Source organism: Paenibacillus sp. F411 (genome assembly GCF_017582705.1).
Classification (GTDB): Bacteria; Bacillota; Bacilli; order Paenibacillales; family Paenibacillaceae; genus Paenibacillus_AQ; species Paenibacillus_AQ algicola.
In genome coordinates, this window is record NZ_JAGFIP010000002.1 from 1 (window position 1) to 14,480 (window position 14,480).

The following is a 14,480-nucleotide window of genomic DNA, read 5'->3' on the forward strand; positions in this document are numbered from 1 at the left end:
CCCCTTGAAGACCACGAGGTAGATAGGTTGGAGGTGGAAGTGCAGCAATGCATGGAGCTGACCAATACTAATCGGTCGAGGGCTTATCCTACAAGATCATTCTCTAACAACGCACATTCGTTTCGTATCTAGTTTTCAGGTGATCAAAGCATCTTGATGGTGTACAAGTGGCACCTTCAAGACATCTTGATTACGGCATATGGCTATGCCGCATCCTGAATCACGTTTGGTGGTGATGGCGGAAGGGTTCCACGCGTACCCATCCCGAACACGACCGTTAAGCCTTCCAGCGCCGATGGTACTTGGACCGCAGGGTCCCGGGAGAGTAGGACACCGCCAAGCGTGAACTACATATATTAAACATTGTTTAATAAGGCCCGTTGGTCAAGGGGTTAAGACACCTCCCTTTCACGGAGGTAACAGGGGTTCGAATCCCCTACGGGTCACCACTTTCCTTATAAACCTCTGGGGATGAGAATCCCGATGGTTCGTCGGAGCATAAGCGTCGTGAGGAACACTTCGCAGTCTCGAACGTAGTGAGAGTATCCCCTACGGGTCACCACTTTCCTTATAAGCTTCTGGGGATGAGAATCCCGATGGTTCTGGCATCAGATTGTTTAATAATGACGCGGGGTGGAGCAGCTCGGTAGCTCGTCGGGCTCATAACCCGAAGGCCGCAGGTTCAAATCCTGCCCCCGCAACCAATTTTACATCGCTTAGCGATCATGTCTTATGGAACTGTGGTGTAGAGGCCTAACATGCCTGCCTGTCACGCAGGAGATCGCGGGTTCGAATCCCGTCAGTTCCGCCATCTTTAAATAGCTCCAGGGATGAGAATCCGAAATTGGGTTCGTCGGAGCATACTCTTCGGGAGCATATGCTTCGCAGTCTCGAACGAAGAGAGAGTATCCCGTCAGTTCCGCCATCTTTAATATTTTATTACTTTATTACAGCTTAAATAGTTAAGAGCCATTAGCTCAGTTGGTAGAGCACCTGACTTTTAATCAGGGTGTCGAAGGTTCGAGTCCTTCATGGCTCATATGATTACGCGGTCGTGGCGGAATTGGCAGACGCGCACGGTTCAGGTCCGTGTGGGCTAACCCCCGTGGAGGTTCGAGTCCTCTCGACCGCACCAAATTTTGCGGACGTGGCTCAGCGGTAGAGCATCGCCTTGCCAAGGCGAGGGTCGCGGGTTCGATTCCCGTCGTCCGCTTTTAGTCTTATATCTGTTAACGGGACGTAGCTCAGCTTGGTAGAGCACCTGGTTTGGGACCAGGGGGTCGCATGTTCAAATCGTGTCGTCCCGACCATATTGAATACATTACACCACGGTTATCCTATTGGGATTAGCGTGGTTTTTTAGTATGGATTATGATATGACTTAAGTGTTCTAACTATAAGGAGGCGATCGGTATGAGTACATTTGGTGTATGCGGTAAGCTAAAAGCAAAGGATGGTCAAGGAGAAGCGTTGGCGAACGTATTACTTGAAGCGGCGGAGTCCATGCAATCACTCGAGGGCTGCGAATCCTATGTAGTAAGCATCTCCAACACGGATGCGGATACCGTCTGGGTGACAGAAGTTTGGAAAGATGAAGCATCTCATGCTGCATCATTAACCCTTGAGTCAACAAGATCCATAATTCAAAAAGGGCTGCCCCTGATTGCGAACATGGAAGGGGACAAGCTCCGGATCTTAGGTGGTAAGGGACTTAAATCGACTTAATTCTTCTCAGTGAAGATAAAAAAAGACGCCTGCAGTGTCTTTTAAAGGGGAATACTTTAAGGCTCCAGGGTATGGATTGTGCCCAGCTGAATGCAGATCGGGATGGTTAGTCAGTGACAATGAGCGGTCCGTTTCAAAAAAGAGCTCATAAATTTAATCGTAATTAATTTGAGCCGGCCATATTATTGCCGGCTCTTTTTTTAAATTTACCGATTATTCAAAACTGAATGTCAGTGTATTAAATGTTCCAATGATATTTGTTGCGGCTCTTTAAACAATAAACTGCTGCAAGACTGAGGATAATCGCAGTGAATCCCTGAGTAATTATACAATCCTCAAGCGTGGTGTCTGGGCTAGGCCTGCTCCATTGCATTAAATAAAAGCTGCTAATGCCGCTCCCAGTAGTAAACATGCCATAAAATAGAAACGCCAGCGGAAGAGCTATGCCCATACCAATATTTTTAAAGAGTATCAAAATAAAAGATGCAAGATTCATATAAAGTACTGCAGCTGTATAAGCACCCACTAATTCCTCATTTGCATAATTTTTAATAGGCATTAAGGATGCTGTAAAGCAGAGTGAATAGATTAAACTCAATAATACTGGACGGATCCATCCGAACAAGACTACATTTAAAGGGTATGTCAACAGCAATTCTTTATGATGTAAGGAACCTATCTGATATAATGTAGCGATCATAGGGAATATTAAAACGGGAAATGTAACAAACAACAACAAATTTATGGATAAATCTGCATTATATTGTGCAGCCATTATAGAACAAGCCATAAAAAATAACGGAAGGAGTAACAAAATATATTGCGTTTTCCATAGGTATTGCCAATACATTATTTCTTGTTTAACCAAACCATGTATCCCTCCTCTAAAACAGGTACAGCAATCTTAGCCTTAGGGTAAATAGGCTCAGTGGCAATATATCTTAAAGCTATGATATTTTCTTCTAATATTGAGGTTTGAGTGATGAGAATATTTGAATTGCTCTTTATCGTTTCATACGTCGAAAGATCGGTCTCTAATGCCCAAACCTGTCCTTTAGCGAGCGAAATAATTTCTTGTATTGAAGAAAACTGTTCAATAGCTCCAGCCTTCATAAGAAGAGCTTGATCGCAGGTCATTGCAACATCCTCTGTAATATGAGTAGAGAGAATGATCAGCCTATTTTTTCCTAATCGTTTAATCAGATTTCGAAAACGTATCCGTTCTTCGGGGTCAAGACCGGCTGTAGGCTCATCAACAAGCAACAATGAGGGCTGATGAAGAATGGCTTGAGCGATTCCAAGTCTTTGTTTCATACCTCCCGAGAATGATCCGATAAGGTGATCAGCCTTCTCTTCAAGATTAACCTCTTTCAAAACGGAAGGAATTTCCTTAGACAACTGTCCGGAATCCATCCCACGCAATATGCCCATATATTCTAAATACTCTCTCGCTTTTAAACTAGGAAATACACCTGTCTGTTGAGGTAGATAACCTATCGTTTTTCTTATTTTTTCTGTGTCTTTACTCCAGCTGAGCTCATTCAGCGTAATATCACCAGAATCAGAAACGTAATAAGTTGACAATAGACGTAGAAAAGTCGTTTTACCAGCGCCATTTGGACCTAAGAGACCTATAATCCCCTTATCCAGAGTTAAAGATGTATTATGAAGAGCCACCTTTTTTCCAAACTTTTTCGTTATACTAGATATCTGTAACATTATTCTTCACCTTTTTTTAAATAGAATAGATTTAAAATCTCTTGATTTGGGAAAACATTAGGGTATACATATGCTTCATCAGGGTTAGCCTGCATTCCATAAAATGTCGAAACGTAATAAACATATGGTGGCAATTGTTCTGATTTATTGTACTTCTTGTTATTGTTATCAAAGATTTCTGCCAACCCCCTATTAATTCTTTCTGTTTTTTCCGCAGTTTGATATTTAGGAAATATCACATTGTCCACTTCAGTAAACCTCCCCATCAAAAATGTTGGACCATATGCGGTACCCGACCAATGAGAACGAGACAAACGCTGTAAATTTGATTTGATTTGTTTATGATTAGCAGGTTCCCAGTGGACTTCGTATTGTTCCTTAATAGCATTATTGTATGGGTCCCTTGCTTCGTCAGGGATCATGGGATACCAGGCTGTAGTAGCGACTAATTGAATGGTAGAAGGTCCAATTGGAATAAAGGAGTCGGTTTCTATATCCATCTGAAGTATTCCGGTTTTTTCAGGAATTTGTAATTTAACAAGATTACCTGACCGGCTCACGACTACAGCTTTATTATTCATGTGTATTGAGTTGATCTTAAAATCATCTAGCAAGGCAAACTCTATATCATCTTGTTCAGCCTCTATTTCAACATTTACGGTGTATTTCAATTCATGGTTGCTTTGTCCATGGTTTAAATGAAATATATACTTGGTTATCCTATATCCAGATTGACTCTGCCCTTTATTTTCTGGAAAAATTACGGATGAGGAGCTTAAGCTGTTTCCACCAGTAATATAAGGGACATAGGGTGAGAATAAAGGCAGCAAAACAGAAATAACTAGTAACAACGCAGCTGTTATTCTTATTTTGGTCTGAATTTTATATTTCGCTAATAGATAGCCAGAGAACAAAATAAGAAACATAAATATTCTCTGAATGAAATATCCTCGGTTGATCTCTAAACTTTCTAGCGGATTTGTAGAGAAAATTTGAATGATATTTGGGTCCCCATTGATGATCCAGCCAGACCAGTTGCGTGGAATAAGGCCAATCATAGAATTGTAAGGCATAGTTAAAAACCAAATGACGACGATGAATAGATAACTGTAGAAGCTGGGGAGCCAGCTATATATGATATATCCAATCAAAATCGAGAAGAAGAACGGTATAAACCATACTAAGAGGGTATATACCAATGAACGATAGACATCTTCAGAGGTGATGTTGCTGTGAATGAGACCAATATAACTTAAAACCGCTGCATAAAATAAAACGTAAATAAAAGCAGATAGCATTAGCCAGTAAATAAGCTTCGCCATAAAATACTTCCGATATAAAGGTGTCACGGATAGAGTTTCATCAACCTGATAAGTTTTGTCTGCACGGGCTGATTCCGCCCCGTAAATAGACAATAACAGGGACATAATCATGATAAAGTAGACCATACCTGGAATAACCGTCAAATGGGTGATACTAGATCTTGGTAAAAAAATAGAGACGACAATTGTCACAGCAAAAATAAAAAGCCATATTGGCTTTCTAGTTAGCTGCTTAAATTCAGAAATAATGAGTCTAAACATAGCTGACGCTTCACCTACTCCAACAATAATTTTTTTAAGTGCTTAGTGATGGTTTTTACATTCCACTTTGTATGTATCTTATAATAAAACCATTAATTACCTCTCTAGTATATCAATATTCAAATATTAAGTCAGTAATTTTCAAAATTTAGGAGAGAATACATTTGTCTCATAGCCCAGCTTAAAACGCAGCTTCAATGTTTCGTTCTCTGCCGATGTGGTATATATAAAACAAGCGGGAAACGGTTGAGGATATTGCCCGAGACGGAAGTACACTGAACTGAATGAGACTTGATTGATATGATCGAAAGGATCTGATTCCAATGGAGCAGCTTTGGCTTGGACGAAGATGAAACCGAAAGGATCTGATTCCGATGCAGCATCAGGTGTGTTAACTGACAGTTTCTTTTGAATTCCGAAAGGATTTGATTCCGATGGACCATCTTCAACGGGAGTAAGCAACATGTACTCCCTGGATGCACAAAGGTAAGAATCTGGAGCAATGAACCATTGCCTGGTGAGACTATAACCGTTTCCCGCTTAAGGATCCCCTGCTTGCACATCAGGCAGGGGGTTCTTTTTTGTACAGATGGATTTATAATGACAGGATAAAGATTACTATAGAACGTATAGGGGGACTTACATATGCACATGGAAATTGAAAAAAAATTTTTGCTTGATCAAGACCCGGAGGAGCTCGTCCGAGATGGAAGCTTACAGCCGCGGCGAAAGCAGCGCATAGAACAAACCTATCTGGCTCTGGATGGAGATCAGGAGCTGCGTGTAAGAAAGCTTGAGGACCTGCAGACCGGTTTGCTGGAATACACACATACGTTTAAAAGAGGATGGGGCATTGCCCGTGAAGAGGTAGAGATTGCAATATCTGAAGGGCTCTATGAACAGGTTATTGAAGCTCACCAGGCAGTCCCGTTAATAAAAACACGACTTACGGCGGTATGGAATGGGCAAGTGGTGGAAATTGACGAATACACTCAGCTTCAGCTCCGCGTGATAGAGGTGGAGTTCTCTTCTTTGGAAGAGGCTGAGCGCTTTGAGCCTCCGGTCTGGTTTGGCCCAGACATCAGCCAGGACAAGCAGTATAGTAATAAAAAGGTGTGGCGTGAGCTTCAAAACAAGAAGTCTCCGACGGAATGACTACAACAGCCTGGATTCCCATTATATCACGAGGTCAGGTTGGTGTTCCCTTTACGGTTTCTGATATGATAGGACGAGAAGGAGAGAGAGTCTATGAAAATACTAGTTTCCGGATTTGAACCGTTCGGCGGCAGCCGGGTTAACCCGACAGAGCAGCTGATTTTTGATCTGCAGTCATTGTCTTTTTCAGGGGTAGAAATTCGTACTGTATTACTCCCCGTGGTATTCGATAAATGTGCCAGACTCCTGATGGAGGAAATCCGGTCCTTTCAGCCGGACGCAGTCCTCGCCTGCGGTGTAGCCGGGGGACGTGCTGACATAACACCAGAGCGGATCGCCATTAATATGAAGGACATCGCGGAGGATGCACCGTATCCTGATAACGCAGGTGTGAGACCCCATGAGCAGCCCATTGAGGAAGACGGTCCGGATGGCTTGTTCACCACGCTGCCCGTTTCCCGGATGGTGAAGACCATGAGAGAAGCTGGAATACCCGCATCGATTTCTTATTCTGCCGGAACCTATATTTGTAATAATACAATGTATGTGCTTTTGAATGAAATCAAGAAGACTGCGAAGGCTATGCTTGGCGGCTTTATTCATTTTCCGGCGTCACCGGAGATGGCTGCAGCCAAGCCTGGCATGCCTTCTATGAGTCAGGAAAGCATGCTGAGAGGGCTTAAGCTTATGATTGAAGTCACGATTGAGGAGCTTCGAGCATTGGAACATCATCCCCAGCGTCAGGGTGGATCTTGCTCCATGTGAAGAAGCTCTAACTCACAGCCGCAAGATCATGTCAATACGTGCAGGATGGCAGATCATAATAAACACCCAGGGATCAGGTGGTAAGCCTTCACTTGGTCTCTTTGATGTTGGCTGAAAGGTGATCGTAATGCTCTATAACCTTCGTAACATGCTTGAAGTCTTTGTATAGCTGCTGCAGAAGCGGGATCGTTTGTTTGGGTTAGCAGGATTGAGGTTAATCAAGTTAGTAGGCATTTTGTTTAAATACATCGAAATTTCACATATAGCACTGTACGCTGCGGGAGCTCACTGCTTCGGATGTACATGCTTAGCGCATCGAGAGGAGGAAGGGGCCAGATGAAAAAATATGATCTGATCGTGATCGGTGCCGGCTCCGGCGGACTTACCGCTGCCGTTGGCGCGATCCGGTTCGGAATTAAGGTTGCTTTGATTGATAAGGACGCCCAGCCCGGTGGAGACTGCCTGCATACGGGCTGTGTTCCATCCAAGGCACTCATTGCGGCGGCCAATGACTTACATGACGCGCGCAAGACCGCGGAGGGATATGGGCTCAGCCTTACCGGCGAAGCCGATTATCTGGAAGCCTACCGTCGAGTTCAGGCGGCAAAGGCGGTCATTGCGCATCATGATGCGGCAGAGCATTTTGAAAGTATGGGAATTGATGTGTACCAGGGACATGCCAAGTTTCTAGATAATCATGCTATTCAAATCGATGGTCAGGAGACACTGCAGGGCAAAAGAATCATCATTGCTGCCGGCTCCAGAGCCAAAGTGCCTGATATCGAGGGGCTCAAGGATATTGATTACCTGACGAACGAAAGTGTGTTTGACATGATGTCGCTTCCCAAGAGATTGGTGGTCATCGGCGCCGGACCGGTGGGATTGGAGCTGTCTCAGGCGTTGGCTCGCCTGGGCTCGCAGGTTACGCTGCTGGTCAAGGGAGATTCTTTGTTCCCGAAAGAAGACCATGATATTGCGGCCCGGGCCCAGTCATTAATGGAACAGGAAATGAGCATCGTCTATCATACCGAGGTGCAGAAGGTAGCGGCAGACGGAGCCGGTGTCAAAACCATTTACGGCCGCATAAACGGACATGAGCATACCTGGCAGGCAGAAGGGCTGTTGATTGCCACCGGGCGGATGCCGAATACAGACCAGCTGGATCTGCACCGAACCTCGGTGGAGCTGGACGGAGATCATATCGCTGTTCAAAAAAATCTACGAACGACGGCGCGCTCTATCTTCGCGATTGGAGATGTCATTAAGCCGTTTCCGTTTACCCATGCCGCTGGCATGGAGGGCAAGGTTGCCGTGTCTAACGCGGTATTCGGTCTAAGACGCAAGGTGAGCTATGATGCGGTGCCTTGGGTGACGTATACGGAGCCGGAAATTTTTCATCTGGGCATGACGGAGAAGGAGGCCCGAGAACAGGCGGGAGATGATATACAGATATACATCACAGACCTCAAGGAGGTAGACCGTTTCATTACCGACCGCAGCACGGAAGGACTCGTCAAAATCATTGCAGATCAAAAGGGAAAAATTATGGGAGCACATGCTGTTGGCAAAGGGGCTGGTAACTGGATGCAGGAGGCGGTGTTTGCGAAGCAGCATGGCTGTAAAGTGAGCCACATTGCCGAAACGATTCATCCTTACCCGACCCATGGCGAGGCTCTGAAAAAGGCTTCAGGGCAGTATTGGGAAAAGAAGCTGTTTGACGGTCCGGTCTACAAGCTGCTGAAGGCTTACGTTAAATGGTTCCGATGATTGCTGCAGGAGACCAGCGTCGTCTGATCCTGGCGGGTGGGGGACATGCACATCTTCATGTTTTGAAGGAGCTCAGCCGACAGCCGATTCCACATGTAGAGGTTGTCCTGATTTCGCCATCGCCATTTCAATATTATTCCGGACTGATCTCTGGATATATCGAAGGCACCAATATCCTGGACGAAATTCGAGTAGACCTAAGAAAGCTGGCTGAAACGGCCGGCGTGCGCCTGGTGCAGGACCGTGTCATTTCCGTAGATGCCAAGTCCAGAGTAATCCACCTGGCGTCGCAGGAGTCGCTTTCATATGATGCTCTCTCCTTTGATATCGGTTCGCAGAGTGCCGGCACAGATACGTCAGGCGTCCTGTCATACGGGCTTCCCGTCAAGCCTTTAGAGGCGTTTATGAAATGGGCGGTCCAGGAGCATGGGGATGAAGCCGCGGTCGTGGTCGGAGGAGGTGCTGCTGGACTGGAACTCAGCCTGGCGCTGCAGGCTCGTAACCGGACAAAAGGCGGCTCTGTTTCGTTAATCAGTGCAGGCTCTTTACTTGGGATGAAGACAGGCTCACGCATACACCGTCGTCTTACACAGATTGTTGCCAAACAAAATGTACGGCTGTATGAAAACGATGCGGCGCTCAAGGTGGATCAAGGCATCGTGATATTAACATCCGGCCGCAAGGTTCCATTTCAACATCTGATTTGGGCAGCAGGTCCCAAAGCACCGGACGTGTTTATGTCTTCAGGGCTGCAGGTCCGCGACGGCGGCTATCTGCTGGTGACGCCAAAGCTGCAGTCCGTGGATTACCCGGAGATTTTTGCCGCGGGTGATTGCGCCGCCTTGGACGGACATCGCCCTCTCCCCAAAGCCGGGGTGTATGCCGTCAGGGAGGCTCCGTATTTGTGGAGCAATCTATGCGCATTTTTCAGCGGCACGGAGCTTCAGGCATATTCACCGCAGCGTGACTATCTGTCGCTGATGTCGACGGGGAACCGCAAGGCGATTTTGCTATATAAGAAGGTGTTGCTCTACGGGCGATGGTGCTGGAAGCTAAAACGCTGGATTGACGAACGCTTTGTACGGCAGTATCAGCGGCTATATAAGAGATAGATAGAAAGGGGTGGCTGCATATGAAAAAGCCTATGGCTGCACTAATTCTATGGCTGTCAGCGGCGATGATCCTATCCTCCTGCAGCTCCGGCAGTCTGGAAGTCGTGAGGAGTGCGGAGGATGCAAGCCTTCTTAGTGGCTCCAGCTGGGAACAGGTGGTTGATGAGGCTAAAGGTCAGCAGGTCAACTGGTATTTATGGGGCGGCAGTGATGTGATCAATTCGTATGTTGATCAGACGGTTGGCCGCGTGCTGAAGGACGAATACGGAGTTACGCTGAAGCGGATTCCGGTCAATGATACGGCTGAAGCTGTTAATAAGGTTCTGAATGAGAAGCAGGCAGGAAGGCATGAGGAAGGCAGCGTCGATTTAATTTGGATTAACGGAGAAAATTTCAATACCCTGAAGCAGGCAGAAGCGCTGTTCGGTCCTTTTGCTGAGATTCTTCCTAACGCACAATACGTCGATTACAGTAATCCTGCCATTCAAAAGGATTTTGGAAACGATACAGAGGGCATGGAATCGGTATGGGGAAGCGCCCAGTTTCAGTTCGTGTATAACGCAAGCACCGTAGATCCGGATGAACTGCCGCGAAGCTATGAAGAGCTGAAGGTGTGGATTCAGAATAATCCGGGTCGGTTTACATACAATGCTCCCCCTGATTTTATCGGTACACGATTTGTGAAGCAGCTGTTCTATGAGCTAAGCGGAGGCTATGAGCAGTGGGAAAAGCCGCTAGACCAAGCAGAATTCAAAAAAGCGGTTGAGCCGGTCTGGAGCTACTTGAATGAGATCAAGCCGCATTTATGGCGGGGTGGTGAAACATATCCGAAGTCCATCGCGGAGCTGCAGACGCTGTTTAACAACAATGAGGTCGATTTTACGTTTGTGCAGGATCTAGGAGGCATTCAGGCCGAGATTAACAAAGGCAGAATGCCGGAGACGGCAAGGCCTTATGTATTCCGCACCGGGACGATTGGAGATTATCATTATGTTGCCATTCCTTATAACGCCAAGCATAAAGCAGCGGCGATGGTGACGGCCAATCTGCTGCTGGAGCCGGAAATGCAGTTTAAGAAGATGGGGACGCAGGAGGGCTGGGGAGACGGTCTGGGAATCCATCCTGCCAAGCTGGAAGGGGAGGCTGCAAGCCAGTACAAGCAGATTCAAAGCGACGCCGGTGAAACCGCGGTGCCGGCAGAGGATCTGCTGAAGCATAAGCTGCCGGATCTGTCGCCGGCGTACAATCAGGCGTTGGAGGAAGGCTGGAGGAAGTATGTTTTATTCCAAAAGTAAAAAAGCTCGCCTCTGGCTCCTCGCGGGGATGCTCCTGCCCTCCGTATTGGTCATTCTGGTGCCTGTTGGTGCAGGACTGTGGATTACGGGCGAACAGAGCCTGGGCTATGTTCCGCTGATCGGCCAAACGGAGCTGTCTCTGGATGTATACCGGGAGCTGTTCGTGTCGCGAATCTTCTATAGCTCTCTCAGCTTCTCGCTCATGGTATCTCTGTTCTCTACGCTCATCTCCGCCGTCCTGGCGGTACTTCTGGCACTTTGGCTGAGAAGATATGTGAACAAGAGCAAGTGGCTGCAATTCTTGATTCAGTTTAATCTGCCGCTGCCTCATGTGGTGGGAGCGATGGCGATCTGGATGCTGTTAGGTCAGAGCGGGTATTTGTCGAGACTGGCATATTGGGCAGGCATAATTCAAGAGCCGGCTGCATTTCCGGTGCTGGTACAGGATCAAGTGGGCGCCGGCATTATACTGGAGTACATATGGAAGGAAGTTCCTTTCATTGCGGTATCCATTATCAGTATATTAAAAGCCTGGGTATTGCCGTACGAGCGTCAGCTGCGGCTTCTTGGCGCATCCTCCTGGCAGCGCTTCAGGCTGGTGACATTTCCGTTCATGCTGCCGCCGTTATTGTCTTCATCAATCATTGTATTTGCTTATACCTTTGGTTCCTTTGAGGTGCCGTACATATTAGGGTCGGTCAGTCAGCCGGCTCTGCCGATTCTTGCCTATGAGGCCTATACCAATCCGGATTTGACCTATCGCCCGGAAGCGATGGCGATCAACATGGTCATTACGTTGATTAGTGTGGTGTTAGTGTTCTTATACTTGAAATGGGGTGAACATCATACGGTACAGCAGTCTTAAGCAAAGGAGCGGGTATGCCGGGGTCTTTCTCCTGCTGCTGGCCGTGTTTATTCTTCCGTTCGTGCCGCTGCTGATCTGGTCCTTCTCGCTGCAATGGCGCTTTCCGGAGCTGCTGCCAGTCTTTAGTCTCCGTGCATGGTCCTATGTGTTCTCGTCTCATTCCCAGGTATGGACCTCCATTCTGAACAGTTTGGGGCTTGCAGCAGCGACAAGTGCGATCTCGCAGCTGGTTGCGTATCCGGCAGCAAGAGCTCTCGGCTTGTATATTCAACGCGGGAATCGCTGGATTCGCCTCGCACTGATTGCCCCCATTCTGATTCCCGGCATTGCCATTGCGGTCGGGGTACATGTGTTTTTTCTTCAGATCGGGCTGTCTGACCGCTGGCTGGGTGTGCTGCTTGCTCATCTTATTCCGGCAGCGCCATACTCGATCTATTTGCTATACGGCTTCTACGCCGGCTATGATTCCGGATATGAGAAGCAGCTGCGCCTGCTGGGTGCCACGCGCTGGCAGTCGTTTGTTCAGGCTGAGCTGCCCCTGTTGAAGCCGGTGCTCACGCTGAGTATTCTGTTCAGCTTTCTGAACTCCTGGAGTCAGTATTTATTTACGCTGTTCATCGGCGGGGGAAGCTTGATTACACTGCCGATGCTGCTCTTCAGCACACTTTCTAGCGGCGATTACAGTCTGATGGGAGCTTTAAGCATGGTATTTGTTATTCCTGCGTTGTTGGTTGTGATCTACAGTGCAAGAGAAACACAGGTGGATCAATTTGCTGAAAAGGGGGAAGCGGCATGACCGCCATTACAAAAGAGCCGTTCCTGCAGGTGTCCGGTATCGGCTGCAGCTACAGCTCATCGTTTACTCTGGCCGAACAATCCTTTACGCTGGAGAAAGGACAGCTGCTCGTGATCCTGGGACCTTCGGGAAGCGGAAAATCAACGCTGCTGCAGCTGCTGGCCGGTCTTCTTCATCCAGAGCGGGGCAGCATCATCATGGGCGGCCGGCGTATTCATCAGCTTCCACCGGAGAAGCGGGGGTTGTCCATGATCTTTCAGAAGCCTTACCTGCTGCCGTTCTTAAGCGTCGGACATAATGTTGAAATCGGATTAAAGCTGAAGGGCGTAAAGCCGAAGGAAAGAAAAGCCAAAGCGGAGCAGCTCTTGGCGGAGGTGGGACTTGCGGGCTTTTACTCGCGGTCCTTGTCTTCATTATCCGGTGGCCAAGAGCAGCGCGCAGCGCTGGCCCGGTCATTGATCATTGAGCCGGAGCTGCTGCTGCTCGATGAGCCATTCAGCCAGCTGGACCCGCTGCTTCGCAGGCAGATGGGCAGCTGGCTTGCAGATCTCAAGCGTACGCGCGAGGTTCCAATGATCATGGTGACGCATGACCGGGAAGAGGCCATGACGCTGGGCGACCGGTTTCTCCTGGTGAATCAGGGGAAGCGAGAGCAGTACGGGACCTTGGAGGATCTGTACTATCGTCCGGCAAGCCCGTGGGCAGCGGCATTTATGGGGATGGACAACAGGCTGAGAGGGATCAAGCTGGGAAGCCGGGTGCGTACCCTGTTTGGAGAGCTGCCGCTTCATCCCTCACTGGCTTCATTACGTGATGGACCGGTTCAGGCTGCATTAAGATCCGAATGGCTGATTCTGGATTCTTCATCTCCGGTGCAGGGAGAGGTGCGGCGTGTTTCTTTTCGGGGAGATCATACGCTGCTGGAGCTGGAGGCTCAAGACGAGCACCTGGTGATGAAGCTGCCCGGACTGGTGCAGCATGTTCCCGGTCAGCGGTTAGGCATTCAATACAATCGGGATGAGCTGTGGTGCTTTCCCATGTAAGAAGGAGGGGAGAAAATGCTGGACTCTTATGCTAGAAATACCGTTCAGCCGATCATCCATCGGGGCGCCATCGTCCTTCACAAAGCCGGCCTGTCGGCGAATGCGGTCAGCTGGATCGCAATGACGCTCGGAGTGGGGAGTGCTGCGGTGTTCCTGGCTGGCTATCCGGCTGCCGCTGTTGTGATGTTATGGCTTTCCGGCTATCTGGATGCTGTGGATGGAACCATTGCACGCATGACCAAGCCCTCCAAATGGGGCAATGTGCTGGATATTGTGTTTGATCGTATCGTTGAAGGGGCTATGATGTCCGCCCTGGTTCTAGCGTATCCCGGTGCAAATGCACCGTTAATTTTGAGCCTGGCTGGAATACTGGTCGTGGTGACAACCTTTTTGGTGACAGGAAATGTGATTGAGAATTCAGGCATAAAAGGGTTTCATTATAACCCCGGGATCTTGGAGCGGACGGAATCCTTTGCTTTTTTTACCGTGATGATGCTGTTTTCTTCGGTGGCGTTTGCCGCGGCCTGGATTTTTTTCAGCCTGTTAGTGCTTACTGCGATCAAGCATCTGTGGGATGTATACACCTGGTTAAAGCGCCATGGGGCTTAAAAAGCTAGCACGGCGGCATTCTATTTCACATGTAAGGGAGAGGGAA

At 48.0% G+C, this 14,480-nt stretch carries 13 protein-coding genes, 7 tRNA genes and 2 rRNA genes; 19 read left to right on the forward strand and 3 right to left on the reverse strand.

Annotation, left to right across the window (positions count from 1 at the left end):
* From JJQ72_RS02370 to JJQ72_RS02415, 10 genes are all read left to right on the forward strand, one after another.
* Positions 1–91 (forward strand): 23S ribosomal RNA (locus tag JJQ72_RS02370); the annotation flags it as partial.
* Between the two features lie 134 nt (positions 92–225).
* Positions 226–342, forward strand: a 5S ribosomal RNA gene (gene rrf, locus JJQ72_RS02375).
* Positions 343–374: 32 nt separating this feature from the next.
* Positions 375–449, forward strand: a tRNA-Glu gene (locus tag JJQ72_RS02380).
* Between the two features lie 178 nt (positions 450–627).
* Positions 628–704: transfer RNA gene (locus JJQ72_RS02385), tRNA-Met, on the forward strand.
* A 30-nt stretch (positions 705–734) separates the two neighbouring features.
* A tRNA-Asp gene (locus tag JJQ72_RS02390) sits at positions 735–811 on the forward strand.
* 155 nt (positions 812–966) lie between these two features.
* Positions 967–1,039 (forward strand) — tRNA-Lys (locus tag JJQ72_RS02395).
* A 9-nt stretch (positions 1,040–1,048) separates the two neighbouring features.
* Positions 1,049–1,135 (forward strand) — tRNA-Leu (locus JJQ72_RS02400).
* Positions 1,136–1,141: 6 nt separating this feature from the next.
* A tRNA-Gly gene (locus JJQ72_RS02405) sits at positions 1,142–1,213 on the forward strand.
* Between the two features lie 20 nt (positions 1,214–1,233).
* A tRNA-Pro gene (locus JJQ72_RS02410) sits at positions 1,234–1,310 on the forward strand.
* A gap of 103 nt (positions 1,311–1,413) precedes the next feature.
* Positions 1,414–1,725 (forward strand): putative quinol monooxygenase, encoded by a 312-nt coding sequence (locus JJQ72_RS02415; RefSeq protein ID WP_138225922.1) that lies wholly within the window; start codon positions 1,414–1,416, stop codon positions 1,723–1,725.
* Positions 1,726–1,963: 238 nt separating this feature from the next.
* Here the strand turns inward: JJQ72_RS02415 and JJQ72_RS02420 are convergent, their stop codons facing one another.
* From JJQ72_RS02420 to JJQ72_RS02430, 3 genes are read right to left on the reverse strand one after another with little or no spacing between them, the layout of a single operon-like run.
* Positions 1,964–2,593: a hypothetical protein gene (locus JJQ72_RS02420; RefSeq protein ID WP_138225921.1), complete on the reverse strand. Its 630-nt coding sequence runs from the start codon at positions 2,591–2,593 to the stop codon at positions 1,964–1,966.
* Complete coding sequence (locus tag JJQ72_RS02425) at positions 2,575–3,444, reverse strand: ABC transporter ATP-binding protein (protein WP_208202647.1); 870 nt, start codon at positions 3,442–3,444, stop codon at positions 2,575–2,577. Before JJQ72_RS02425 ends, JJQ72_RS02420 begins: the two co-directional genes overlap by 19 nt.
* Positions 3,444–5,027, reverse strand: a complete 1,584-nt coding sequence (locus JJQ72_RS02430) for an ABC-2 transporter permease (RefSeq protein ID WP_208202648.1) — start codon at positions 5,025–5,027, stop codon at positions 3,444–3,446. Before JJQ72_RS02430 ends, JJQ72_RS02425 begins: the two co-directional genes overlap by 1 nt.
* Before the next feature lie 645 nt (positions 5,028–5,672).
* Here JJQ72_RS02430 and JJQ72_RS02435 point away from each other — a divergent pair.
* The 9 genes from JJQ72_RS02435 to JJQ72_RS02475 all read left to right on the forward strand — a co-directional run bounded on the left by JJQ72_RS02435 (position 5,673) and on the right by JJQ72_RS02475 (position 14,434).
* Positions 5,673–6,182: a CYTH domain-containing protein gene (locus JJQ72_RS02435; RefSeq protein ID WP_208202649.1), complete on the forward strand. Its 510-nt coding sequence runs from the start codon at positions 5,673–5,675 to the stop codon at positions 6,180–6,182.
* A gap of 93 nt (positions 6,183–6,275) precedes the next feature.
* Positions 6,276–6,947, forward strand: coding sequence for a pyroglutamyl-peptidase I (pcp, locus tag JJQ72_RS02440; protein ID WP_208202650.1), 672 nt, complete (start codon positions 6,276–6,278; stop codon positions 6,945–6,947).
* Positions 6,948–7,283: 336 nt separating this feature from the next.
* Positions 7,284–8,714 (forward strand): dihydrolipoyl dehydrogenase family protein, encoded by a 1,431-nt coding sequence (locus tag JJQ72_RS02445; protein ID WP_208202651.1) that lies wholly within the window; start codon positions 7,284–7,286, stop codon positions 8,712–8,714.
* Positions 8,702–9,826 (forward strand): FAD-dependent oxidoreductase, encoded by a 1,125-nt coding sequence (locus JJQ72_RS02450; RefSeq protein WP_208202652.1) that lies wholly within the window; start codon positions 8,702–8,704, stop codon positions 9,824–9,826. The genes JJQ72_RS02445 and JJQ72_RS02450 overlap by 13 nt, the downstream gene beginning before the upstream one ends.
* Positions 9,827–9,846: 20 nt before the next feature.
* Positions 9,847–11,121: an ABC transporter substrate-binding protein gene (locus tag JJQ72_RS02455; RefSeq protein ID WP_208202653.1), complete on the forward strand. Its 1,275-nt coding sequence runs from the start codon at positions 9,847–9,849 to the stop codon at positions 11,119–11,121.
* A complete protein-coding gene (locus JJQ72_RS02460) occupies positions 11,102–11,986 on the forward strand; it encodes an ABC transporter permease (RefSeq protein WP_138225913.1) in 885 nt (294 codons plus the stop codon). Before JJQ72_RS02455 ends, JJQ72_RS02460 begins: the two co-directional genes overlap by 20 nt.
* Complete coding sequence (locus tag JJQ72_RS02465; RefSeq protein ID WP_208202654.1) at positions 11,958–12,782, forward strand: ABC transporter permease; 825 nt, start codon at positions 11,958–11,960, stop codon at positions 12,780–12,782. Before JJQ72_RS02460 ends, JJQ72_RS02465 begins: the two co-directional genes overlap by 29 nt.
* Positions 12,779–13,825 carry an ABC transporter ATP-binding protein gene (locus JJQ72_RS02470; RefSeq protein WP_138225911.1) on the forward strand — a complete coding sequence of 349 codons (1,047 nt, stop codon included), beginning with the start codon at positions 12,779–12,781 and terminating at the stop codon, positions 13,823–13,825. Before JJQ72_RS02465 ends, JJQ72_RS02470 begins: the two co-directional genes overlap by 4 nt.
* Positions 13,826–13,840: 15 nt before the next feature.
* Positions 13,841–14,434: a CDP-alcohol phosphatidyltransferase family protein gene (locus JJQ72_RS02475; protein WP_208202655.1), complete on the forward strand. Its 594-nt coding sequence runs from the start codon at positions 13,841–13,843 to the stop codon at positions 14,432–14,434.
* Positions 14,435–14,480: the final 46 nt, after the last annotated feature.